This is a genomic window from Acinetobacter sp. TG2027 (assembly GCF_000302435.1).
Classification (GTDB): domain Bacteria; phylum Pseudomonadota; class Gammaproteobacteria; order Pseudomonadales; family Moraxellaceae; genus Acinetobacter; species Acinetobacter pittii.
On record NZ_AMJN01000040.1, the window covers coordinates 62514 to 87784 of the forward strand.

Here is a 25271-nt window from a genome sequence, read left to right on the forward strand (position 1 = left end):
GAAAAAAACACCCATAGGTAAAGCACGAAATAGGTAACAAGTGAGTTTAATGCTTAATTAAACAGCAGCTTGTTGTTTTTTTAGATGCGTTGTTGAATAAGTTGAATTGAATAATTAATAGAATGAAGCGTATGTGCTAGTTCATTAGGGGGAATACGCGACTCCTGTAAGCTGGTAATCCATTGCATTTGGCACATTTTAAGCTCTTGAAGCGTTTTTATTTGCTCTATTTTCTGAATAAGTGGTTTTGCCATAAGCCCACAATATTGACTCAAGGTTTGCTTCATCAACTGTTGTATCTCTTCAAAAGAGAGCTGTTGAACTTGAATTGGTGGCTGAGTAATTTCAGTAGGTGAAAGTTGAAAAGATGATGATTGAGTAACCTGAATTTCACTAACTATATCGTTACTTTTACTATCATCTATATTATTTTTTTGATGAGCTTCTATTGTAGTTACGGATGATTGTGGGAAAGATATTTGTTCATTTAATTCTGAATAATTTTCGCCAGAAGGAGCAATGAGTTTTAAGTCGATAAGCTGTTGAATAAGCTCTGGAGATGCAATACGTTTTTTAAATTCGCTATTTAAATTTTGAAAATCCTCGTGATCTATTAATAGTAGTAAACGTCTTTGTTTTGCATTTAAAGTAATGTTGCGTTGTTGAAGCGCGACTCTTCCTAAATTGGTTCGATAAAAACCAGCCATCATTTTTCCCCAAATAAAAAATAAATCAGACTGTCCAATTTTCTCGGTTGAACAGTACTGTTTTTAATAAAATATAAATGGGGTTAACGATAAAACTCAAAAATGACAATATGATGAAGAATTGATGAATATCATCTATTTAAGACTTTAAAATGCGCCTTCTAATGCTTTACGTAAATAGACATCCAGTTCATCTTGGCGTAATAACCATTGAATATAGTCTTTAGGAAGTTCAGCAATTGCTGTGCCTTTATGCTTACCAAAATTAATAGTCGTAGGGATACGTGCTTCTTCAGAAACTCGGTAAAGCTCTTCAATGTCTTGAATATTTAAATGATAGACAATATGCATCAAAATATTAGCAGTCAAAATAATATCCGCATCGGCTCGGTGCGCGCCTTTGAGCAATTCTCGCGCTTTAACGCTGCCTTGAGAAATCATATAGATGAGTGCAGAAATATTATGCGCTTCTGCTTCAGGCCAAGTTTTACGCGCTAAAGCTAGAGTACAAATCGGTTTGATATGAGAGACATCCACGCCACAACGAGCAATCGCGGCAATATCGTAATCAATATTGTGACCAATAATATAAGTGGTAGTCTCTGGCAATTTAAAAGTTTTATAGTGGGGCTGGTTTTCTAAATCTGACTCTAATATATGGTGTACTGCCATAGCTGCGTAAGAGATAGGTGCACTAACCTGATAAAGTTGATCAAACAATTTGCTCTTATCTAAAGTCAATTTGCCTTCATTAATTTCAATCGGGGCATACGCAATTTCAATAGGCAAACCATTTAGTGTATGTGTTTCTGTATCTAAAATAATGGTTTGCATAACTGGCCCTTTAATCAATCACGAGTAATCAAGAATGTTAACAGTTGGCTACCCACTTTAAAACATGAAGTGAGGCCTGAGATTAGCGAGAACGTTAATTTATATTAAAAATAGAGTTTTCTGAGATTCATTTCATCCAATAGAACTTGCGGAAAATAAAGATTAGGCGTAAATATTTTAAGACATTAGGAAATGTTGATTAAAAAACTAAAGCAAAACAAAAATGGAATTTAAGGGAAGATATACCAATGAAAATGAACCTATTAATGACGAGCGTTCTTAGCACGAGTTTATTTTTAGTCGCTTGTGGAGGAGGGAGTAGTGATGATGGCCCAGCTCCTACTAATCCATCAGGGACACCAACCAATAATATTCAAAATCCAGTCGTTAAGGTCGAGGCTTACACAAGCACCAACTTAGGATCAGTTGCCGCAGAAAGTAGTATTTTGACTTATAAAATGTTGGGTCAAAGTGGTCAAGAAGTGCAAGCAACCAGTTTGGTATTTACACCAAACACTCCACCACCAGTAGGCGGTTGGCCAATTGTAGTCTGGGCGCATGGTACTACGGGTGTGGCAGATGCTTGCGCACCAAGTAAAGCAGCTTTAACAGAAAGTACAAAAGATTTAATTAGTAAATTACTAGCCGCAGGTTATGTTGTGGTCGCACCTGACTATGAGGGTTTAGGTACTCCAGGCATACATCCATTTTTAAATGTTAAAAGTGAGGCCTTTTCAATTACAGATGCAGTGGTTGCAACACGTAACTATTTATCACAACGTAATTTATTAACTTCGAAAAAATGGTTAACAGTAGGACATTCTCAGGGTGGGCATGCTGCATTAGGTGCTGCACAATATGCGAGCCGTGCACAACTAGACTATAAAGGTACAGTAGCGGTAGCACCAGCTTCTAATTTAGGCTTTATTCTAGTGGCGGGAGAGCAATCTGTTGCTAATGCAACTCTAGATAAAAAAATATCAATGTATGCTCAACTTGATACTTATACAGCTTTAGTTAGTGCGGGTATCCGCAACACACAACCCACTTTTGATTATCCACAAGTCTTTACTTCGCAAATCTCTGGTATTGCAGCGCAAGCAGAAACAATTTGTTCCGGACCATTGGGCCAAGCTTTTGGCGCAGGTATGACTAAGTATGCTACAGATCACAATGGAACATTGGATGGATATACACGTACACAACCTAACTTTATGGCTGTGCCGCTAGTTAAAACATTTTTAGATAAAGATTCGCAGCCGTTACAAGTGAAAGTCAAGACACCAATCATTATTTATCAGGGCTTAGCAGATTCAACAGTTCCTAAAGTAGCAACGGATATCTTGATATCTAATGCCACTGTTGTAGGCACTAAAATTAATAGTTATGTGACGGGTAACTGGGATCATGGCACGGCGATGAGTAGTAATGTAGACAACATTGTTGGAAATGTTCAGACTTTACTATCAGCTCAATAGAGTTATTGATATTTAAAACTTTTTTAATATTTTTCTAAGCTAAAATTAACGATGAAGACATTTAAAATATAAGCTTTAAACGAGCTTTTTATTTGATTTATAAACAATGGCTCATTTTTTATAAAACTTGAGCCATTTTTATTTAAAACTGAGCTAACTTCATTCTGTTTAATTATAAAGTTCATGCTACAATATGCCGCAATCTTAGCACGGCTTAAAAGCCCTAATTTATAGGACCCCCGCTAATGTTTGCCAATATTTCCATTTCTGAATTTGATCCAGAATTAGCTCAAGCAATTGCTTCTGAAGGTGAGCGTCAAGAAGCACATATCGAGTTAATTGCATCTGAAAACTATTGCTCTCCTGCTGTGATGGAAGCGCAAGGATCAAAACTTACGAACAAATATGCAGAAGGTTATCCAGGCAAACGCTATTATGGCGGTTGCGAGTATGTGGATATCATCGAGCAAATGGCGATTGATCGTGCTAAAGAACTTTTTGGTGCAGATTACGCAAACGTTCAACCACACGCAGGTTCACAAGCTAACTCTGCTGTTTATTTAGCGCTTTTGAACCCGGGCGATACAGTTTTAGGTATGAGCTTGGCTCACGGTGGTCACTTGACTCACGGTGCAAAAGTAAGTTTCTCTGGTAAAACTTATAATGCAGTTCAATACGGTCTAAACGCTGAAACTGGCGAGATCGATTATGAAGAAGTTGAACGTTTAGCGTTAGAGCACAAACCACGTATGATCGTTGCTGGTTTCTCTGCTTATAGCCGTGTTGTAGATTGGCAACGTTTCCGTGACATCGCGGACAAAGTTGGCGCTTACCTTTTTGTTGATATGGCTCACGTTGCAGGTCTTGTTGCTGCTGGCGTATATCCAAACCCAGTTCAAATTGCTGACGTAACTACAACTACAACTCACAAAACACTTCGTGGTCCACGTTCTGGTTTAATCCTTGCGAAAGCGAATGAAGAAATTGAGAAAAAACTTCAATCTGCTGTATTCCCTGGTAACCAAGGTGGTCCATTAATGCATGCGATTGCTGCTAAAGCAATCTGCTTCAAAGAAGCTATGTCTGATGACTTCAAAGCTTACCAACAACAAGTTGTGAAAAATGCTCAAGCTATGGCTGAAGTATTCATCGCTCGTGGTTATGATGTTGTTTCTGGCGGTACAGACAACCACTTGTTCTTGTTATCTTTAATCAAGCAAGATGTAACTGGTAAAGATGCAGATGCTTGGTTAGGTGCTGCTCACATTACTGTGAACAAAAACTCAGTTCCAAATGACCCACGTTCTCCATTTGTGACTTCTGGTATCCGTATCGGTACTCCAGCGGTAACAACTCGTGGTTTCGGTGAAGCTGAAGTTCGTGAACTTGCTGGTTGGATCGCTGACGTGATTGACAGCAAAGGTGACGAAAAAGTTATTGCTGACGTAAAAGCGAAAGTTGAAACTGTTTGTGCAAAATTCCCTGTATACGCACAATAAGTTGTAAATATAAAAAAAGCGCCGTATGGCGCTTTTTTTATATCAAGTTAATTAGGGAAGAATTAACTTTCAGATTTTACCGATGACTCGGCATTATGCCAGCCACCACCTAATGCACGGATTAAATTTACACTAGCCATCATTCTAGTGCCGTTAAGCTGTGCAGAAAGTTGTTCTTGTTGCAAAATAGTCCGATCTGAGTCAATCACATCAAGATAACTGATAGCACCTTCTCGATAACGTAAATGGGACAATTGATTTGCATGACGAGAAGAGGAGAGTGCTTGATTTTGGGCTTGAATTTGCTGATCAAGTATTCTTTGATCTGATAAACCATTTTCAACTTCGCGAAATGCATTCAATACAGTTTGGCGATAGTTTGCAACGCTTTCTTCATAGGCAGTTCGTGCTTGAGCAACTCCAGCCTTACGTTGTCCACCGTCAAATAATGGCAAAGATAAAATAGTACCTGCCACTGGACCAAGTAAGAATGTACGGCTCGACCATTTACCCAACTCACCTAAACTTGATGATTCATAACCGAGTGCACCTGTTAGGTCCAGTTTTGGGAAGAAAGCAGCACGTGCAATTCCAATACGCGCATTATCTGCTGCCATAGCACGCTCGGCAGCCGCAATGTCAGGTCGTCTTTCGAGTAAAGCCGAAGGTAAACCTACTGGAAGACGAATGCTGTTTGCAGTTAAAGGTTGAACTGCCAAGCTAAACTCAGCAGGTGTTTTGCCTAACAATACTGCAAGTGCATGTTCTGCATTGGCTCGGTTACGAGCAATGTTCAGTGCATTGGTCTGGGCGGTAGCCAGTTCAGTCTGTGCGCGAGAAACATCTAATTCACTGACTAAACCATTTCTAAAACGTGTTTGGACTAAGTCTCTTGTCTCACCAAGCAGTTTAATAGTGCGATTATAAATTGCTTGTTCAGCATCTAACTGACGGATCAGGAAATAACCTTGGGCAACATCTGCTTGTAAAGCTAAAAGCGCCGATTGATATAGAGCTTCTTGTTGCTGTACATCAGCTGTTGCTGCATTGACACTACTGGCAATCCGGCCAAATAAATCGAGCTCATATGAAACATTCGCTTGAGCACGCCATAAGGTTTGTGCAGATGTATGAGCGTTGTCATCTAAACCCAATGAAGCCGGAGAGGGTTTTTGACGAGTTGGGCCAAAGCCAGCACCAATATTTGGCAAACGTTCAGCTTGTGCTGCGGAACGTAACGCACGTGAAGCCTGAATATTAGCCGCTGCCGCTTTAAGGCTCTGGTTTCCAGAAATGGCTTGTTGTTCGAGCTCATTTAATTGAGCATCATTAAAAACACGCCACCATTCACCTCGAACCTGCTGATCGGCAGGTTGAGCAATTTTCCAGTTATTGTCTTCAAGTTTAGGGTCAGACTCTTTAAATTTGACGGGAACTATGACCTTTGCAGGTTGATATTCTGGTGCCAAAGAGCAGCCTGCAAGCAGCAGGCTTCCCATGAGTGAGGACAATAATAAGCTTTGTTTTGCTGTAGCCATTAAATGTCCTCCTTAATGATCATGTGGGGTAGATAAAGGTGCTTCATGAACTGCTGCCGAATGCAATTTATGTTTGCTGTTCAATGTGCGAATCAGGACATAAAAGGCAGGGGTCAGGAACAAACCAAACAGCGTTACACCGATCATGCCGAAGAACACTGCAATACCCATCGCATGACGCATTTCAGAACCTGCACCAGTTGAAGTAACCAGTGGTACGACACCCATAATGAATGCAATAGAAGTCATTAAAATTGGGCGTAAACGTAGACGACTTGCTTCAACTGCCGCTTTGAATGCAGTCGCACCTTGCATTTCGAGTTCCCGTGCAAATTCGACAATTAATATGGCATTTTTACAAGCCAGCCCGACAAGCACCATCAGACCAATTTGGGTAAAGATGTTGTTATCTCCGCCTGTTAGCCAAACACCTGTTAGAGCCGCCAAGATTCCCATCGGTACAATTAAAATGACTGCTAAAGGCAAAGTTAGACTTTCATATTGAGCAGCTAAAACCAAGAACACCAGTAATACGCTAATTGGGAATACCCAGAGTCCTGCATTACCAGCCAAGATTTTTTGGTAAGTTAAATCTGTCCATTCAAACTTGATACCACGCGGTAGAGTTTGAGCAGCAATACGTTCAACCGCAGCTTCAGCTTGGCTAGATGAATAACCTGGGGCAGGGCCACCGTTAATATCTGCTGAGGTATAGCCGTTATAACGTACCACCATTTCTGGACCATAAGTTTGAGTCACATTTACCAATGAAGATAACGGCACCATTTGTCCGGCACTGTTACGGGTTTTAAGCTGTAAAATATCTTCAGGATTTGCACGGAAAGGCGCATCGGCTTGTGCACGAACCTGATAAACACGTCCAAAGCGGTTAAAGTCGTTAACGTACTGAGAACCTAAATAAATTTGCATGGTGTTGAAAACATCTGTTACAGCAACACCTTGTTGCTTGGCTTTCACGCGGTCCAAATCTACATTGAGTTGAGGTACGTTAATTTGATAACTTGAGAACATTGGACCCAGTTCAGGAGCTGATTGTGCTGCTTTCATAAAGTTTTGTGCAGCATCATTTAAGGCTGAATAGCCTAAGGCAACTCGGTCTTCAAGTTGGAGCTTAAAGCCACCCATGGTGCCTAAGCCCATCACTGGTGGTGGTGGGAAAACCGCGATATAGGCATCTTGAATAGCTGAATATTTTTGGTTGAGAGCACCAGCAATTGCATTGGCAGATAAGTCTTTAGCCTTACGTTCATCGAATGGCTTTAAGGTCACAAAGACAATACCAGCACTCGAACTGTTGGTAAAACCGTTAATTGATAGACCAGGGAAGGCAACTGCACTTTCTACACCAGGCTGTTTAAGTGCAGTGTCACTCATTTTACGAATCACTGCTTCGGTACGATCTAAAGACGCGCCGTTCGGTAATTGAGCAAAGCTAATTAAATATTGTTTGTCTTGAGCTGGAACAAAGCCACCCGGAACAATATAAGAAATACCAACGGTTAAGCCTAGAAGTGCAGCATAGACACCCATTGCCGATGCTTTATGGGAGATAACACGACTTACCCCTTTACCATAGTTGTCTGACGCACGGGTAAACACACGGTTAAACAGCGCAAAGAAACGTCCGAATACACGGTTCATAAGGCGTGTTAATGCATCAGGTTTAGCATCATGTCCTTTTAGTAACATGGCAGCCAAAGCAGGAGATAGGGTAAGGGAGTTAAATGCCGAAATAACCGTTGAAATGGCAATGGTCATGGCAAATTGTTTATAAAACTGCCCTGTTAAGCCTGTCATAAATGCAAGTGGTACGAACACGGCAACGAGCGTTAAGGCAATGGCAATAATCGGTCCACTCACTTCTCGCATGGCACGATAAGTTGCATCTCTTGGACTTAAGCCTGCTTCAATATTCCTCTCGACATTTTCGACGACCACAATGGCGTCATCGACCACAATGCCGATGGCAAGTACCATCCCGAACAGTGATAGCGCATTGATTGAGTAACCAAAAGCGAGCATGAGCGCGAATGTACCAATAATTGAAACCGGTACAGCAAGCAATGGAATGATTGAGGCACGCCATGTTTGTAAGAATAAAATAACAACCACAACAACCAGTGCAATTGCTTCAAGTAGGGTATGAACGACCGCTTTAATACTTGCACGTACGAATTGAGTCGGGTCGTATACAATGTCGTATTTAATTGAAGATGGGAAATCTTTTGAAAGCTCCTTCATCGTGCTACGCACTTGATCGGAAACTTGTAAAGCGTTGGCACCCGGTGCTTGGAAAATTGGAATGGCAACCGCTTGTTTATTATCGAGTAACGAACGTAAGCCATATTGAGAGGCTGCAAGTTCAACACGAGCAACATCACCCAATCGGGTAACCGCGCCATCTGGTGCCGTTTTTAAAATGATATCTGCAAATTCTTGTTCAGTGGTTAAACGACCTTGAGCATTGACTGAAAGCTGTAAAGGTGAATTACTTGGTGATGCACCGATTGTACCCGCTGCAACCTGAATATTTTGTTCACGGATGGCGGTTACAATTTCGGTCGCGGTGAGGTTACGCTGTGCTACCTTTTGCGGGTCGAGCCACACGCGCATCGCATAGTCACCAGAACCAAATAATCCGACTTCACCGACACCTTGTAAACGTGCCAAACGGTCTTTTACGTTGAGTACCGCATAGTTACGTAAGTAGGTCATGTCATGGCGATTATCTGGTGAAGTCAGATGCACAACCATGGTTAAAGTAGGTGAGCTTTTTAAGGTAGTGACACCTAAACGCTGTACGTCTTCAGGTAAGCGAGGCATGGCCTGAGACACGCGGTTTTGAACCAGCTGTTGCGCTTTGTCTGGATCAATACCGAGCTTAAAGTTCACTGTAATGGTTAAATTACCGTCGCTGTTTGCTTGAGATTGCATGTACAGCATGTCTTCGACGCCGTTGATTGATTCTTCAAGCGGAGAAGCAACAGTTTCAGCAATCACTTTCGGGTTTGCACCCGGATATTGAGCACGTACTACCACAGATGGCGGAACAACTTCCGGATATTCAGAAATCGGTAACTGGAATACCGAAAGCAGACCGGCGAGTAAAATCAGTACTGATAACACACCAGCAAAGATCGGCCGATCAATAAAAAATTTAGAAATATTCATATGTGATTAACCTTTTGCCGGAGTTGATGTTTTATCTGGTGGCTGAGGTTGAGGAGGAGTAGCGTTAGCAGTGATTTGTGAATTTGGCATCGGAACGAGGTGTGGGGTCACAGGGTCACCCGGGCGAATTCGCTGTAACCCGTTCACTACAATACGATCACCCGCTTGTAGTCCGCTATTCACGATTTGCAAGCCATCTTGTTGTGCACCGAGTTTTACTTCGCGGTAAGCTGTTTGATTTTTCGCATCAACTACTACAACAAAACGTTTATCTTGGTCGACACCAACCGCGGTTGGACTAATCAGAATCGCTGGGCGAGGTTGGCCTCCACCTAAACGAATTCGTGCATATAGGCCCGGTAATAAAACACCGTTTGGATTGTCAAAAGTCGCGCGGACACGAATCGTACCTGAGGTTGCATCTAGGTTATTGTCAATTGAGTTGATCGTACCTTCACGAGTAAAGCCTGTTTCATTAGCAAGTCCCATATAGACAGGAACTTTTGCTGAGTTACGCTGATTACTGATGTATTTGAGGTAAGTTTGTTCATCAACATCAAAAGATGCGTATAGACGTGATACTGACACTAAACTTGTTAAAACCTGTGCGCCGTTACCCGCGGAGACGACATTGCCCACGGTCACTTCAGCTCGTGAAATTCGGCCGCTGACTGGTGCTGTAATACGCGTGTATTCCAGATTTAAACGTGCAGATTGAACGGCTGCTCTAGCGGCTTGCAGGTTAGCATTGGCTGAGCGTGCATCATTTTCAGCTAGATCTAACTCTTGGCGAGAAACAGCATTACTCTGAATTAAACGTTGAATACGAGAAAGGTTAGAAGCCGTATATGTTACTTGAGCCTCAGCCGAAGCGAGTTGAGCTTGGGCACGATTCAGTTCTGCTTCAAAAGGACGAGGGTCGATTGTGAAAAGTAAATCGCCTTTTTTTACGAGACTTCCATCTTTGAAGTGAACGGCAATGAGTTTGCCGGAAACTTGGGGTCGAATATCGACTTGATCAATTGCTTCTAAACGACCGGAGTATTCTTGCCAGTCGGTAATGGTTTTGCTGATGACATTAGAAATATCAACAGTTGCAGCTTGTTGGGCAGAGGTCGGTGCAGCTTTTGCATCGGCATTTTCATGTAAAAACATAAAACTGCCTCCTGTTGCTAAAAGGGCAACAAAGATGGCAGACAGTGCGAACTGTTTGCGGGAAAATGACATGAGGTGCTCCTAGTTATTTGGATACCTGTTTTCAGACTTTTAGTTTTGGTCCGTATGGGAGAAACAGGGTTTATGGGATGGACGGAGCATAAAAGTTTGTCAATCACGAATAAATATATTAAATTCGATAACACTATTCGTATTTTTATAACAATTGATGTGTTTGATTAAAAAATGTATTGATTGATAGGAGTGTGCGTGTGGATCTATTTCATGCGATGAAAGTATTTAACAAAGTTGTCGAAACAAATAGTTTCAGTTTAGCTGCTGACAGTTTAGGCCTACCGCGTGCTTCTGTGACGACAACCATTCAGGCTTTAGAGAAACATTTACAAGTTCGTCTGTTGAATCGTACGACACGAAAAATCAGTCTCACACCAGATGGTGCCGTATATTATGATCGGACAGCCCGCATTTTAGCGGATGTTTCCGATATTGAATCTTCCTTTCATGATGCAGAGCGGGGACCAAGAGGTCAGCTTCGTATTGATGTGCCTGTATCGATTGGGCGTTTAATCTTAATTCCAAGGCTGCGCGATTTCCATGCACGCTATCCGGATATTGATTTAGTAATTGGCCTTAACGACCGACCTGTAGATTTGGTGGGAGAGGCCGTCGATTGTGCAATTCGGGTCGGTGAATTAAAAGATTCAAGCTTAATTGCGCGTCGTATTGGAACTTTCCAGTGTGCAACAGCTGCTTCACCGATTTATTTAGAAAAATATGGCGAGCCCACTTCAATTGAAGATTTACAGAAAAATCATAAAGCGATTCACTTCTTTTCAAGCCGTACCGGACGCAACTTTGATTGGGACTTTGTGGTTGATGATTTAATTAAAAGTGTGTCAGTACGTGGACGTGTTTCTGTAAATGACGGTGATGCTTATATCGACTTAGCTTTGCAGGGTTTCGGTATAATTCAAGGCCCACGTTATATGCTCACCAACCATTTAGAATCGGGTTTGTTAAAAGAGGTATTGCCTCAGTGGACGCCGGCGCCAATGCCGATTTCAGCAGTTTATCTTCAAAATCGTCATTTATCGCTTAAAGTAAAAGTGTTTGTAGATTGGGTCGCCGAATTATTTGCAGGTTGTCCATTGCTGAGTGGTTGTTCAATGTCATTAGATCAAAAATGTGAATTTGCCTGTGATAAAGAAACTGGTCATGAATATACAATTCGTACTTTGGTCGAGCAGCATAATATTGCTGAAGCTTATACACTCAAAAACTAACTTAAAATTTGAGTGATTTTTCAACATTTAAACAGTTAATACAATCCATTATTCAGACACCTTCATAAATCCTTAATTTACTGGTATAGAAATTGCAATTCTTTCGGCAGAAGAGTAATTTAGAAATTGCTCAAATTTTTATCACCTTATTAGGATTTTAAGGAGAAGCTTCAAGATGGCAAGCTTTATGAAAAAAATGTTCGTTTCAACAACCTTAGTTTTGGCTGCTGTTGCAACGAATGTTCAAGCAAAGGATTGGAAGGTGATTCGTTTTGGTACTGAGTCGTCTTATGCGCCGTTTGAATATAAAACACCAGATGGCAAGTTAACTGGTTTTGATGTTGATTTGGGTAATGCGATTTGTGCAAAACTCAAAGCCAAATGTGTTTGGGTTGAAAACTCTTTTGATGGGATGATTCCAGCACTTAAAGCGAAAAAATTTGATGGCATTCTTTCATCAATGACAGTCACTGATGAGCGTGCAAAACAAATTGCATTTAGTAGCAAAATCTACAATACACCAACCCGTATGGTTGCAAAAAAAGGCTCGCCTTTATTACCTACCGCTGCCTCTTTGAAAGGTAAACGTGTCGGTGTACAACAGGGCACAATTCAAGAAACTTATGCCAAAACCTATTGGGCACCAAAAGGTGTAACGGTTGTACCTTATCCAGTCCAAGATTTGATTTATCAAGACATGATGTCAGGTCGTCTGGATGCGACTTTACAAGATGCAATTATGGTTGATGGCGCTTTCTTAAAACAAGCAAAAGGCAAAAACTTCAGTTTTGCTGGTGGCAATGTGGTTGATGCAAAAACACTAGGTGTAGGCGCAGCGATTGGATTACGCAAAGAAGATGCAGATTTAAAAGCCAATATTAATAAAGCACTCGCTGCAATCATTGCAGATGGCACATACAAAAAACTCGAGAAAAAATATTTCTCCTTTAGCATTTACTAATGATGTGAAAAATGTCGGCTTTGCGCCGACATTTTTAAATCTATTCTCATCTCATCAATATTAGATATTGTTTTTAAGGAGAAGATGAGTCATGTTTTTTTCTGGCTTTGGGCCACTCCTGCTCAGCGGGACATGGATGACCATACAGCTTGCGTTGTTGTCACTTTTACTTTCTGTGATTATTGGCTTAATTGGTGCGAGCTCAAAACTCTCTAGTATTAAAATTTTACGTTATATAGCAACCGCTTACACTACGCTCATTCGAAGTGTACCTGACTTGGTCATTATGCTGCTGTTATTTTATAGCTTGCAGTTGGGGCTTAACCAAATTACTGAAGCACTGCAAATGGACCAAATTGATATCAACCCATTTGTGGCGGGTGTGATTACTTTAGCGTTCATTTATGGTGCATATTTTACCGAGACCTTTCGTGGTGCATTTCAATCGGTTCCAAAAGGCCAAATTGAAGCAGCAATGGCTTATGGTATGTCGTCTTGGCAGGTTTTTCACCGTGTATTATTCCCTCAAATGATGCGTTTCGCTTTGCCTGGTATTGGTAATAACTGGCAAGTTTTGATTAAGGCGACCGCACTAGTTTCTATTATTGGCCTGACTGATATTGTAAAAATTACGCAAGATGCGGGTAGAAGTACCATGCAACTGTTCTTTTTTAGCATCGTGGCTGCTGCGATCTATTTGGCAATTACCACCGTGTCGAATCTGATTTTAATGTGGCTTGAACGTCGTTATTCTGCTGGTGTAAGGAAGGGACAATTATGATTGAAATCCTTCAACAATATTGGCAGGCATACCTTTGGACCGATGGTTTACAAATGACCGGAGTGGCGATGACTGCTTGGTTATTGGTGCTTTCTATTGGCATTGGTTTTGTTCTCGCTGTGCCCTTATCACTTGCACGAGTATCGGAAAACCTTTGGTTGCGTGGCCCAGTTTGGTTATATACCTATGTTTTCCGTGGCACACCACTTTACATCCAACTGCTGATTATTTATTCAGGTATTTACAGCTTTGATTACATCCATGAACACCAGACTCTTGATGCTTTTTTTCGAGAGGGCATAAATTGCACCATTTTGGCATTCGCGCTCAATACTGGTGCATATACCACTGAAATCTTCGCTGGGGCGATTCGTTCTATTCCACATGGCGAGATTGAGGCTGCACAAGCTTTCGGTATGTCAAAATGGAAACGATACACTCGTATTATCATTCCGTCGATGTTACGCCGTGCTTTACCATTTTACGGCAATGAAGTCATTTTAATGTTGCATGCTACAACCATTGCATTTACAGCAACAGTTCCTGACATTTTAAAAATTGCGCGTGATGTGAATGCGGCAACCTATGACACCTTCAATGCTTTTGGAATTGCCGCGGTGTTGTATGCATTGCTGGCATTTATTTTGATTTGGATATTTCGTAAGTTGGAAAAACGTTGGTTGGCATTTTTAAAGCCATCGAATCATTAGGAGACATAAATGGAACAAGTTGCAAAACTAGTGATTCGCGATTTACATAAGAAATTCGGCGATCATGAAGTGCTTAAAGGAATATCACTTGATGCAAATGCCGGTGATGTAATTAGTATCATTGGTTCATCGGGTTCAGGTAAAAGTACCTTACTGCGTTGCATTAACTTTTTAGAACAACCGAGCAATGGCACGATTAAGCTTAATGGTGAAAAACTACGCACAGTCTTTGATAAGAAAGGCAATTTAAAAGTAGTTGAACCAAAGCAACTACAAAAAATGCGTACGCAGCTCATGATGGTATTTCAGCATTTTAATTTGTGGTCTCACATGACAGTGCTAGAAAATGTCATTGAAGGGCCGATTCACGTACTTGGGGTAAAACGTGCTGAAGCTGAAGAGCGTGCACGCAAATATCTACGCAAAGTTGGATTACCTGAAAGTGTTGAAAGTAAATATCCGGCATTTTTATCTGGTGGTCAGCAGCAACGTGTAGCGATTGCTCGTGCTTTGGCTATGGAACCAGAAGTTATGTTGTTCGATGAACCAACCAGTGCGCTTGATCCAGAGCTGGTGGGTGAAGTACTAAAAGTAATGCAGGGCTTGGCTGAAGAAGGACGTACTATGATTGTGGTGACACATGAAATGGGCTTCGCGCGTCATGTATCTAATCAAGTGATTTTCTTGCATCAAGGGAAAATTGAGGAACAGGGCCATCCTGATGAAGTACTCAATAACCCGAAAAGTGAGCGTCTAAAACAATTTTTGACGGGCAGTTTGAAATAAGCTGTTCATACCGAGTAAGGTGAAATTTTTTATAAAAAGAGTTTCATCGTACTCGGTTTCTTTTTATTTATATTTTATAAATGGGTATTTTTAGAAAACACATTAATAATCACAATACCTGCAATCATTAAAGTAAGACCAATACAGGCCGCCAAGTCTAAATGCTGTTTGTAAAATATCCAGCCAATTGCAGAAATTAAAATAATACCCGCACCCGACCAAATGGCATATGCAATCCCGATCGGAATTGTTTTTAGCGTCAGGGATAATAAATAAAAAGCAATTGCATAGCCCACAACAGTAACGATGGACGGAATGGGAACAGTAAAACCTTGAGATGCTTTTAAGGCTGAAGTTGCAACGACTTCACAAGCAATCGCAATTGCTAAATAAAGATAAGACATGGGGAGCTACGCCAGAAAGAGTTTTAATCAATCTATATGAAATGTTGAAATGGTTAGACCAGTTTTAACGATTGTGCAATTTTTGGGGTACAAAAATACCAGTAAAACAAACTGAACTGATCATTTGATTTTATCATTAGCAAAGTGGCTTAAGCTATTTATTCATTTATTTAATCATTGATCTGTATAGTCATTTAAGAGGATCAGCCACCTTAGCCTGATCCTCGATAGACTTTTTAAGAGATAGATTCGCCGAGTATATTTAAATCCTTAAATTTCTCTAGCAGTTGCTCTTTATTTTCAATATGGGCAGGGTCTGGTTTTATGCAATCGATAGGGCAAACCGCCTTACATGTGGGTGCATCATAAAAGCCTACACATTCTGTACAACGAAGTGGATCAATTTCATAAACTTTGTTGCCTTCAAAAATAGCTGTATTGGGGCATTCCGGTAAGCACATATCACAATTGATACAGTCATTCGTAATCAAAAGTGCCATGTTTAACTCGCTGAATAAGCTAATGTTGAGGCAGTAATGTTTTCCTTAGCATGCGGTAAATTTCGTATGAGTAGGGCATATCTAATATCAACAGCTTGTGAAAGTGGAATCTCAACAAAATCCCCCGAACCTTTAGCATCTGTAATTAGGTTACCTTTTAAATCGCGCATTTCGGTTAAGGTAAAGGTGATATTGCCTTGAGGCGTCATCAGCTCAAGTGAGTCGCCCACCACAAAACGGTTTTTAACTTCAATGCGAATATAATCGCCGTGACGTTCTAAAACCTCTCCACAAAATTGTTGGTAGTCGAAATGCGATGAACCATCAGCATAGTTTTGATATTCGCTATGCACATGACGTCTCAAAAAGCCTTCGGTATAACCACGATTTGCCAAACCTTCAAGCTGGCTCATTAAGCTTGGGTCAAATGGTTTGCCTGCTAAAGTATCATCAATAGCTTTTCGATAAATTTGAGCAGTACGGGCACAGTAAAAATAGGATTTAGTACGGCCTTCAATTTTCAGTGAGGCAATCCCCATTTTGGTTAAACGATCTACATGTTGTACCGCACGTAAATCTTTAGAATTCATAAAATAGGTGCCGTGTTCATCTTCTTCGGCAGCAAACATTTCTTCATCATTGCGTTGTACCAACAGCGTTTGAGTCGAGGTTGTTTCTAATTGTACTGATGAGCAGCAAGACTTTTCTGACTCATTGAGCTGAGTAACTGGAATCACATCACCGTTTGGATCTTCTTGGGCTTCATGCAACTTATAGTCCCAACGGCAAGCATTGGTACAAGCACCTTGGTTGGCATCACGCTTGTTCATATATCCGGAAAGTAAGCAGCGGCCTGAGTAGGCCATGCATAGAGCACCATGTACAAAAACTTCAAGTTCAATATCGGGTACGTATTGCTGGATTTCTTCTATTTCTTCTAAAGATAACTCACGCGATAAAATCACACGGCTTAGACCGTAGTCTTTCCAAAACTTAACAGTGGCCCAATTAATAGCGTTGGCTTGAACCGATAGATGAATTTGCATTTCTGGAAAATGCTCACGCACCATCATGATTAAGCCCGGATCAGACATAATGAGTGCATCTGGTTGCATCGCTACAATTGGTTCAAGATCACGAATAAAGTTTTTTAATTTGCTGTTATGCGGTTGAATGTTCACCACAACATAAAACTTTTTGCCCAAAGCGTGGGCTTCATCAATTCCGATTTTTAGGTTGTCATGATCAAAAGCATTATTACGCACACGTAAACTGTAACGTGGTTGGCCTGCATATACGGCATCTGCACCATAGGCAAAAGCATAGCGCATGTTTTTAAGTGAACCTGCGGGAGAGAGAAGCTCAGTTTTCATAAAATAAAAGGCATAAAAAGTATATGGTTTTATTTTATTAACTCCGCATTTGGGATTCAACCTACTGAATTAGTAGGGATTTGACCACTATCCTTTTGTACGGGCAGCATATTTTTTGCTAGTTCTCCTAAGCGCATCAAAGCATTTAACATTTTGGGGTTTAACTCAAAACAAGCTGCAATACGTAAACAATGACTAAATCGTTTATCAGCCGAACACAAAATTCCCGGCATACATAAGATTTTTTCATCCATGGCCTGATGAAACAGTTCTAGGGTGTCAATTGATTCGGGGAGCTCTAACCATAAAATAAATCCCGCTTGCGGACGACTGACTCGGGTACCGAGTGGGAAATAGCGGCAAATATAAGATTTGATGGTGTCAATTTGTTGTTGATAGCGTTTTTTGAGTTGACGTAAATGCAGGTCATAACCACCATTTTCTAAGAAAAGGCCTAACGTTTCTGTGAGTAAAGCTGGCTCGGCAACAGTGGTTGTAAATTTAAGCTGCTGCACAATATTACGAAAGCGCCCAGCTTCTAACCAACCAATCCGATAATCAGGTGCTACAGTCTTGGTATAGCTACCACACACCAAAACCCATCCGTTCTGGTCAAACGTTTTGATGTTGGGTAAGAGAGGTTCGGTGAGTTGCAATTCAGCATACATCGCATCTTCAATAACAGGAACTTGAAACTGATTAGCTAACTCTGCCAAGCGACGGCGGCTGCTCTCAGGCATGCTAAAACCGAGAGGATTGTGTCCTGTCGGAATGGTTAAAATGGCTTGTACACTTTGAGATTTTAAGAGTTCTTCAAGTGCATCCAGACACATACCTGTATGTGGCGAGGTCGGTACTTCTACAATTTTTCGACCTAAATTATGAAGGAGTGGGTACAGGTTGTGAAATGTAGGAATCTCAAGAGCTATGCTGTCGCCCGCTTGAGTTGTTGCCATAATCGCGAGACTTAAAGCCTCCATCGTGCCATGAGTCAGCACAATATCATCTGCTGAAAGAAACATACCTAACTGTAAGCTTCGTCTAGCAATTTGAGTACGTAAACGTATAGAACCGGGCGGCAAGGTATAGCTTTTAAAAATATCTGATTGAGAGCGCAACACCTGAGCAGTTAAGCGTTTTAAGCGTTCAATTGGATAAAAATTTTCCCCAGAAGGGCAAGCTAGGGCCAAATTGACATAGTCGGGGTCCATTTGTTTTTTAACAATTTGTGCGAGAAAACAGCTAATTCCTGAAAGAGATACTTTTTCTTCACTGACATAACGCTCTTCGAGTTCTAATAAGTTTGAAGGAGCATGACAAACATAGTAGCCAGACTGTGGACGAACTGAAATTAAACCTTGATCTTCAAGCTGGCGATAAGCTTCTTTTACAGTGTTAATACTGACCTGATAATGCTGGGCACAATCTCGAATTGATGGCATCCGAGAACCCACAGGTTGCCTACCATTTTGAATTTGCAGGGTGAGGTCATCACTCACTTTTTTATATTTGTACATGTCAATTCATTAAAAAGCCAAAGCAATGGATACACTCTATAGTGATCTCTTAATTATCTCAAATATTGTTAGTTTTATAGATTTATCCATTTAATCTGAATCTATTTTTAACAACTGTGTCTATTATTTTTAATATTAACTGATACTGTGACCATTAAAAATAAATCAGTAAGATCAAGAAATGGTAAGGACTTAATAGCCATAATTTTTTAATTACAAAATCAGTAGGAGTGGGTCTATGTCTGTTGTTGCATTTAAACAAGTTGATGTTTTTACTTCACAAGCATTTAAAGGAAATCCTGTTGCGGTCATTATGGACGCCAGCACTTTAACGTCTGAGCAGATGCAAGCCATTGCGAACTGGACCAATCTTTCTGAAACCACATTTGTACTCCCTGCGACCGATTCTCAAGCTGATTATCAGGTTCGAATTTTTACTCCGCAAAGTGAGTTGCCATTTGCAGGCCATCCTACAATTGGTACTGCCTATGCTTTGCTTGAGGCGGGTCTAATTAAAGCGAAAGAAGGTAAGCTGGTACAGCAGTGCGGTGCTGGTTTAGTGACTCTGACCGTGAGTGAGTCAAGTCATATTTCATTTGAACTCCCTAAGCCTAAAATTACTCCACTAGATGCTATGCATACTGAGAAATTAGCAGAAATTTTAAAATGTGAAATTAATACTCAATGGAACGCTGCATTGATTGATGTAGGGGCGCGCTGGATTGTATTACAAGCTGTTAATGCTGAGGCTGTTCTAGATAGCCAACCAGACTTTGCCGCTTTAAAAGAACATGATTTAGAAATGAAAGTTACGGGTGCGACAGTTTTTGGTTTTCATGAAAATAATGATGAACAAAAACACATAGAAGTTCGTTCATTTGCCCCTTCATGTGGAATAAATGAAGATCCTGTTTGTGGTAGTGGTAATGGTAGCGTAGCTTCATTTATTCGTTATTATGGGATTCTTCCTGCACAAAATGATGTCGTAGTTTCTTCACAAGGTGGGGTGGTAGGTCGAGATGGACAACTTCAACTTGAATTGTATCAAGATAAAATTTTAGTGGGTGGAACCGCTGTCACCTGTATCGATGGCACAATTAAATTGTAAAACAGACATAAAAAAACCGAGGACTTTGCCTCGGTTTTTTTATGTCTAGAAAAAATTATTTTTCTACGAACGCACGTTCAATGACGTAGTCGCCCATTTCACCCATACGAGGTGATTCAACTAAACCGTGTTGGTCAAGTAATGCAGCCACATCTTTTAAGAATGCAGGGCTACCGCAAAGCATTGCACGGTCAGTTTCACGGTTGAAGCGTGGTAAACCGATTTTTTCGAATAAAGCGCCAGTTTCAATTGCAGTTGTTACACGGCCTTGAGTGTGGAAAGGTTCACGAGTAACAGTAGGGTAGTAAACAAGCTTGTCTTTAATACCTAACTCTTCAAAGAATTCGTGGTTTGGTAATTCGTTCAAGATAAGGTCTTGATAAGCTAATTCAGAAATATAGCGTGTACCATGAACAACGATTACTTTTTCAAAGCGTTCGTAAGTTTCTGGATCACGAATAATTGATAAGAATGGAGCAAGACCAGTACCAGAAGATAAAAGGTATAAGTTTTTACCTGGTAAAAGGTCATCATGAACCAAAGTACCTGTTGGTTTTTTAGAAACTAAGATTTCATCACCAACTTGTACTTTTTGCAAAATCGAAGTTAAAGGACCGTCTTGTACTTTAATTGAGAAGAATTCTAACTCTTCTTCGTAGTTTGCACTTGCAATCGAATACGCACGCATTAACGGTTTGCCATTCACTTCAAGTCCGATCATTACGAACTGACCATTTTTAAAACGTAAGCTGGTATCGCGTGTAGTTTTAAAACTGAAAAGAGTGTCATTCCAGTGGTGAACATGAGTAATGCGTTCAACGTTAAAAGCAGCCATTAAAGGTCTCGATCACGATTAAAAGAAAACAGATTGCTATTCTAATCTAATTTCATTCCCGATAAACTGAATATATTTAATTGTGTTTATAAGAAAAAGTGATGATCAATTCTGTCACCTTCCCCATCATTGGCCACATGTGCTCTCCCTATCGTGAAAAATTTGGTATTCCACGCCAGCCTAATTTGGTCAATATCGAGTCTTATATTGATATGGTAGAACCATATAACGACTTGTTAGCATTTGAGGGAATTGAGCAATTTAGTCATCTCTGGTTAGTTTGGCAGTTTCATGACAATAAAAATCAAGGCAGTGCAGATAAGTTCCGTCCACAGGTTCGTCCGCCACGTTTAGGTGGTAATGAAAAAATTGGAGTATTTGCTACACGAAGTATGTATAGACCTTCTCCAATCGGGCTTTCAGTCGTAAAACTTAATAAAGTCGAAAAAGTGGGGAAGTCTGTGCGTGTCTATGTCACTGGAAGTGATTTATTAAATGGCACCCCAATTTTAGATATCAAACCCTATATTCAATATTCTGATGCAATTGCGGAGGCTCAAAGTGGTTATGCACATGCAGAACCAGAACGGAAGGCAGTTATCTGGAATGAAACTGCGTTAACAGCGCAAAAATATTTTCTGCAAAATAAAGAAATAGATTCGCAATACATTAATGAACTTGAGCAAGTATTAGCTTTAGATCCTCGGCCTGCCTATCAACAAGACCCTGAAAGAATCTATAAAATGAAATTTTCAGACTTTGATATTCATTTTAAGGTCGATCAATTTGTAGTTACAGTCATTGATGTGGTGAAGACTTCTGCGCTTGCATAATAGATATTTTAAAACCAGTGGATGTTGAGCCAAAGTAAAGTAATAAAAATAGCCATATGAATGAGCTGGGCGGGAACGAAAGCAAGGGCATAGCGTAGTCCGCCCGAAATTGCAGAGTTCACACTTTTAGCAAGAGCGTGAACTGCAAAACCTCCTAAAAAGGCAATTAATAAAGGTGTCATATGTGCGCTATCAGGTTCACCTTGCACAATGACCGCCGCTATAGCTGCATGTATTTCAAATAAAGAAGCAAGTAAGGTCCCCGCGATTAATCCCGCATCGCCTAAAGATATACTTAAACCATAAACACCTGCCTGAATAAGGGTAAGTGTACCCGCAATAATAATGGCTTCTTTTAAGCTGAACATTCTTGAGTCAAGCTCGGGTGAAGCTGTACTAGGTTCGGATTTACGTAATAAAATAAAGGCCCATACTGCTAAAACTAGTAAGGCAATAAGTGTAGGAAATATAATCAGCTTGAACCAAGCAAAGCTAATACCGATCACAATAATTAAGGTTTGAATCAGTGTTGAAACGCAAGACATCAATGCAGCACCTGCATTTGTTGTTGCGTTGGCTTTGCCAGAGCGTACTTCTAAACCTAAACTGGCAATAGTTGCTGTACTAGAAACAAATCCGGAAGCTAAAGAAGAAAGCAATAAAGCATTTTTAGATGACAAAAGTCGCTTTGCTATATGGGCAAGGGCTTGTACAAATAAGATTAAAGTCAGTAATTTTAAAATCACATGTGGATTTAAAACTGGACCCCAAAAAGGTTTATTTGGAACTAAAGGCAAAGCAATTAACAGTAAGGCAAGTAGAAAAATACCATCACGTAATTCTGATTCAGTAATCCATTGACTGGCAATACCATGCATAGACTGCTTAGCTATTAAGATAGTTGTCATGATCACAGCTAGGCCGGCTGCGAGCGAAATATTCCAAATGCAAAGTGCCCCGATGAAGTAAGTCATAATAAAGGCGAGTTCGGTGGTTACGCCTGGGTCATTGGGTTGATTTTTGAGGGAAACAATACTAATGGCACCAATGAGTAAGGCACCCACAATTCCAATTTCAATGCCAAATAAAAAACAGACCGCTCCTAATAATGCACTAATGGCAAAAGATCGAAATCCCGCAAAGGTTTTGTATTCATGTTTAAGCTTACTTCGTTCTCGTTCTAAACCAATTAATAAGCCACAGCCAAGTGCCGCAGCAATCACTGTAATGAATTCTTCAAATGATACTGTTTGTAATGACATTGTCATTGGAAGTTCCATATTACTTCCTCTTCGCTTATTGTTATATGTGGATTTGAATCATTTTAAAATCATGTATTCATGTTCAGTTTATGCTTTTTATTATAGTGAGCATAGTGTCTTTTTTAGACAAAACTATGTAGAAAATATTTCTATAAATATGACCTGTGACACAAAAAAATATTAAGATGAGAATTGGTTTAATTAACTGATGTTAAAGGATATTTAAATATAAAACATCTCTGCTATATTATAAAAATATATTGGGGATAACGCATGAATGCACATGTAGAAATAGATACGTATTGGTGTCTAGAACAACTATTACAAGAAGGCCGTATAACAGAACGAGATAAATTACTGGTACAGACAAGTCACCGCCAAAAAGACCAGTTAAAGTGGCATCCATTACAGTGGATAGCACATTTTAATTTAAAAGATCAGCAACACACACATGCGCATTTGAGTTTAAATCGCTTATGTTTATGGTTTGCAGATCGGGTTCAGCTCCCTCTATTTGTGATCGATCCTTTAAAGGCAGATGTCAGCGCTTTAACGCAGGTCATGTCACAAGAGTTTGCCATTCGTAACCATATTTTAGCTGTTGAAATTCATGCTGACCGAATCGTGATTGGAACAGATCAACCATTTCAAACAGATTGGCTTAATAATCTCGAACGAAGTCTAGCGCCTAAAAAAATTGAACGGGTACTGCTTAATCCCGAACAGTTACAACGCTATTTGCGCGAATATTATCAGGTGAGTCGCGCGGTAAACTCTGCTCAAAAAGATGCAGCTCATGACCGTGACAGTAAAAATGTTGAAGCGCTTTTGCAGCTTGGCGATAGCCAAAACCCAGATGCTAATGATCAGCATATTGTGAAATTAGTCGACTGGATTTTACAGTTTGCATTTGAGCAGAGTGCCAGTGACATTCACATGGAATCGCGTAAAGATAATGGTAAAGTCAGGTTTAGGATTGATGGCGTTTTACACACCATTTATAACATGCCTTCAAATACGCTGACCGCCGTGATTTCTCGGATTAAAATTTTAGGACGTTTGAATGTAGCGGAAAAACGTAAACCACAAGATGGCCGGTTAAAAACACGTACACCTAAAGGGCAAGAAACCGAATTACGTTTATCAACCTTACCAACCGCATTTGGTGAAAAACTGGTTATGCGTATTTTCGATCCTGATGTGTTGGTACGTTCTTTTCAGCAACTGGGTTTTGAAGAGCGTTTATTACAACAGTGGCAACAATTAACAAAAAATAGCCACGGTATTATTTTAGTCACAGGTCCCACAGGATCTGGTAAAACCACAACGCTATATTCATCTTTAAAGCAGCTTGCAACCGAGCAGGTCAATGTATGCACCATTGAAGATCCGATTGAAATGCTAGAGCCTAGTTTTAACCAAATGCAGGTCAATAATGCAATTGAATTAGGCTTTGCAGACGGTGTGCGTGCACTTATGCGACAAGATCCCGACATTATTATGATTGGGGAAATTCGTGATCAAGATACAGCGAATATGGCCATTCAGGCAGCATTAACAGGTCATTTGGTTTTATCAACTTTACATACCAATGATGCACCGTCTAGTTTGACTCGGTTGCATGATTTGGGTGTACAGCCATTTCTGACAGCTGCAACAATTTTGGGTGTTCTCGCGCAGCGCTTAGTCCGCCAACTTTGTCCACACTGTAAGAAAAAAACTCACATTAATGAGGATGAGTGGGAACACTTAACCTTTGACTACATTATGGAAATGCCTGAAACGGTTTATCAAGCGGTAGGCTGCGAAGAATGTCGTCATACAGGCTATAAAGGGCGAGTCGGTATTTACGAATTTATGCCGGTCAGTCTTGAGCTTAAACATCTTATTAGTAGTCATGTGACATTAAATGATTTAAGAACTCAAACTAAAAAAGAAGGTATAGAACCTTTAAGAATTGCAGGAGCCCGTAAAGTGATTGAAGGACTTACGACATTAGAAGAGGTCTTGAGGGTTGTGCCATTAAATTAAGTTTTTCTTAAGATTCACCTCATTTATGGTTGATTTAATTGCTTTATCCCAAAAGGGAACCATAAACAGAGGGTAATAATATGAATATGCTTAAAGTAATGTTGATGACTGCTGGTATGACTGCTGCTGGCGTAGTTGTGGCGAATACACCAGTGAATCAAGCTGCAATTGCTCCGGCAACTGTCACCACAGTAAAACAGGCATTAACCTCAAAAGATAATACACCGATCAAATTACATGGTCAGGTTGTAAAATCTTTAGGCGATGAAAAATATCAATTCCGTGATAAGACAGGTAGCATTACAATTGATGTAGATGATGAACTTTGGCAAGGTCGCCCTATTTCAGCCAATACAAATGTGACTTTAATTGGTGAAGTAGACATTGACTATAAACCTTTAAAACGCGTAGAAATTGATGTGGATCAAGTTCAGTTCTAATGAATAAGGTCTGTAGATCTACT

General features: G+C 40.3%; 23 protein-coding genes. 11 read left to right on the forward strand and 12 right to left on the reverse strand.

Annotation, left to right across the window (positions count from 1 at the left end):
* Positions 1–80: 80 nt before the first annotated feature.
* Both B806_RS0109930 and B806_RS0109935 read right to left on the reverse strand, forming a co-directional pair.
* Positions 81–710 (reverse strand): hypothetical protein, encoded by a 630-nt coding sequence (locus B806_RS0109930; RefSeq protein ID WP_079380940.1) that lies wholly within the window; start codon positions 708–710, stop codon positions 81–83.
* 144 nt (positions 711–854) lie between these two features.
* On the reverse strand, positions 855–1541 hold the full coding sequence (locus B806_RS0109935) for a DUF3820 family protein (RefSeq protein WP_017402970.1): 687 nt from the start codon (positions 1539–1541) through the stop codon (positions 855–857).
* Positions 1542–1789: 248 nt separating this feature from the next.
* Here B806_RS0109935 and B806_RS0109940 point away from each other — a divergent pair, with 248 nt between their 5' ends.
* Positions 1790–3019, forward strand: coding sequence for an alpha/beta fold hydrolase (locus B806_RS0109940; protein ID WP_017402971.1), 1230 nt, complete (start codon positions 1790–1792; stop codon positions 3017–3019).
* A 23-nt stretch (positions 3020–3042) separates the two neighbouring features.
* Here the strand turns inward: B806_RS0109940 and B806_RS19405 are convergent, their stop codons facing one another.
* A complete protein-coding gene (locus tag B806_RS19405) occupies positions 3043–3204 on the reverse strand; it encodes a hypothetical protein (protein ID WP_079380939.1) in 162 nt (53 codons plus the stop codon).
* Between the two features lie 60 nt (positions 3205–3264).
* Here B806_RS19405 and glyA point away from each other — a divergent pair, with 60 nt between their 5' ends.
* Complete coding sequence (gene glyA, locus B806_RS0109945; protein ID WP_002118126.1) at positions 3265–4518, forward strand: serine hydroxymethyltransferase; 1254 nt, start codon at positions 3265–3267, stop codon at positions 4516–4518.
* A gap of 62 nt (positions 4519–4580) precedes the next feature.
* Here glyA and B806_RS0109950 read toward each other — a convergent pair whose 3' ends face one another.
* The 3 genes from B806_RS0109950 to adeF are packed head-to-tail and all read right to left on the reverse strand — an operon-like array spanning position 4581 to position 10475.
* On the reverse strand, positions 4581–6056 hold the full coding sequence (locus B806_RS0109950; RefSeq protein WP_017386534.1) for an efflux transporter outer membrane subunit: 1476 nt from the start codon (positions 6054–6056) through the stop codon (positions 4581–4583).
* Between the two features lie 12 nt (positions 6057–6068).
* Positions 6069–9248, reverse strand: a complete 3180-nt coding sequence (gene adeG / locus B806_RS0109955) for a multidrug efflux RND transporter permease subunit AdeG (RefSeq protein ID WP_017386533.1) — start codon at positions 9246–9248, stop codon at positions 6069–6071.
* Positions 9249–9254: 6 nt separating this feature from the next.
* Entirely contained in the window at positions 9255–10475 is a 1221-nt protein-coding gene (adeF, locus tag B806_RS0109960) for a multidrug efflux RND transporter periplasmic adaptor subunit AdeF (RefSeq protein ID WP_017386532.1), read from the reverse strand.
* Between the two features lie 200 nt (positions 10476–10675).
* Here adeF and adeL point away from each other — a divergent pair, with 200 nt between their 5' ends.
* The 5 genes from adeL to B806_RS0109985 all read left to right on the forward strand — a co-directional run bounded on the left by adeL (position 10676) and on the right by B806_RS0109985 (position 14945).
* Positions 10676–11707 carry a multidrug efflux transcriptional repressor AdeL gene (gene adeL, locus B806_RS0109965; protein WP_014207232.1) on the forward strand — a complete coding sequence of 344 codons (1032 nt, stop codon included), beginning with the start codon at positions 10676–10678 and terminating at the stop codon, positions 11705–11707.
* 175 nt (positions 11708–11882) lie between these two features.
* The gene (locus tag B806_RS0109970) at positions 11883–12668 is read left to right on the forward strand and encodes an ABC transporter substrate-binding protein (RefSeq protein ID WP_005068246.1); all 786 of its coding nucleotides are present in this window, start codon (positions 11883–11885) and stop codon (positions 12666–12668) included.
* A gap of 91 nt (positions 12669–12759) precedes the next feature.
* On the forward strand, positions 12760–13449 hold the full coding sequence (locus B806_RS0109975; RefSeq protein WP_017386531.1) for an ABC transporter permease: 690 nt from the start codon (positions 12760–12762) through the stop codon (positions 13447–13449).
* On the forward strand, positions 13446–14159 hold the full coding sequence (locus B806_RS0109980) for an ABC transporter permease (RefSeq protein ID WP_017386530.1): 714 nt from the start codon (positions 13446–13448) through the stop codon (positions 14157–14159). Before B806_RS0109975 ends, B806_RS0109980 begins: the two co-directional genes overlap by 4 nt.
* A gap of 9 nt (positions 14160–14168) precedes the next feature.
* Complete coding sequence (locus B806_RS0109985; protein WP_005068251.1) at positions 14169–14945, forward strand: ATP-binding cassette domain-containing protein; 777 nt, start codon at positions 14169–14171, stop codon at positions 14943–14945.
* A gap of 74 nt (positions 14946–15019) precedes the next feature.
* On the opposite strand, the gene abeS is transcribed toward B806_RS0109985, so the two are convergent.
* The 4 genes from abeS to B806_RS0110005 form a co-directional block, all read right to left on the reverse strand.
* On the reverse strand, positions 15020–15349 hold the full coding sequence (gene abeS / locus B806_RS0109990; protein ID WP_017402972.1) for a multidrug efflux SMR transporter AbeS: 330 nt from the start codon (positions 15347–15349) through the stop codon (positions 15020–15022).
* 236 nt (positions 15350–15585) lie between these two features.
* Entirely contained in the window at positions 15586–15849 is a 264-nt protein-coding gene (locus tag B806_RS0109995) for a YfhL family 4Fe-4S dicluster ferredoxin (RefSeq protein WP_002118193.1), read from the reverse strand.
* A 2-nt stretch (positions 15850–15851) separates the two neighbouring features.
* Positions 15852–17222, reverse strand: a complete 1371-nt coding sequence (yegQ, locus tag B806_RS0110000) for a tRNA 5-hydroxyuridine modification protein YegQ (RefSeq protein ID WP_017402973.1) — start codon at positions 17220–17222, stop codon at positions 15852–15854.
* A 56-nt stretch (positions 17223–17278) separates the two neighbouring features.
* On the reverse strand, positions 17279–18745 hold the full coding sequence (locus B806_RS0110005) for a PLP-dependent aminotransferase family protein (protein WP_079380938.1): 1467 nt from the start codon (positions 18743–18745) through the stop codon (positions 17279–17281).
* 232 nt (positions 18746–18977) lie between these two features.
* On the opposite strand from B806_RS0110005, the gene B806_RS0110010 reads away from it, so the two are divergent.
* On the forward strand, positions 18978–19847 hold the full coding sequence (locus tag B806_RS0110010) for a PhzF family phenazine biosynthesis protein (RefSeq protein WP_017386527.1): 870 nt from the start codon (positions 18978–18980) through the stop codon (positions 19845–19847).
* Between the two features lie 55 nt (positions 19848–19902).
* Here the strand turns inward: B806_RS0110010 and B806_RS0110015 are convergent, their stop codons facing one another.
* Entirely contained in the window at positions 19903–20682 is a 780-nt protein-coding gene (locus B806_RS0110015; protein ID WP_002118187.1) for a ferredoxin--NADP reductase, read from the reverse strand.
* Between the two features lie 101 nt (positions 20683–20783).
* On the opposite strand from B806_RS0110015, the gene tsaA reads away from it, so the two are divergent.
* Positions 20784–21515 carry a tRNA (N6-threonylcarbamoyladenosine(37)-N6)-methyltransferase TrmO gene (gene tsaA / locus B806_RS0110020; RefSeq protein ID WP_017386526.1) on the forward strand — a complete coding sequence of 244 codons (732 nt, stop codon included), beginning with the start codon at positions 20784–20786 and terminating at the stop codon, positions 21513–21515.
* An 8-nt stretch (positions 21516–21523) separates the two neighbouring features.
* Here tsaA and B806_RS0110025 read toward each other — a convergent pair whose 3' ends face one another.
* Complete coding sequence (locus B806_RS0110025) at positions 21524–22795, reverse strand: DUF4010 domain-containing protein (RefSeq protein ID WP_017386525.1); 1272 nt, start codon at positions 22793–22795, stop codon at positions 21524–21526.
* 255 nt (positions 22796–23050) lie between these two features.
* Here B806_RS0110025 and B806_RS0110030 point away from each other — a divergent pair, with 255 nt between their 5' ends.
* Positions 23051–24808, forward strand: coding sequence for a GspE/PulE family protein (locus tag B806_RS0110030; RefSeq protein WP_017386524.1), 1758 nt, complete (start codon positions 23051–23053; stop codon positions 24806–24808).
* Between the two features lie 80 nt (positions 24809–24888).
* The gene (locus B806_RS0110035; protein WP_002118236.1) at positions 24889–25248 is read left to right on the forward strand and encodes a NirD/YgiW/YdeI family stress tolerance protein; all 360 of its coding nucleotides are present in this window, start codon (positions 24889–24891) and stop codon (positions 25246–25248) included.
* The last annotated feature ends 23 nt before the right edge of the window (positions 25249–25271 follow it).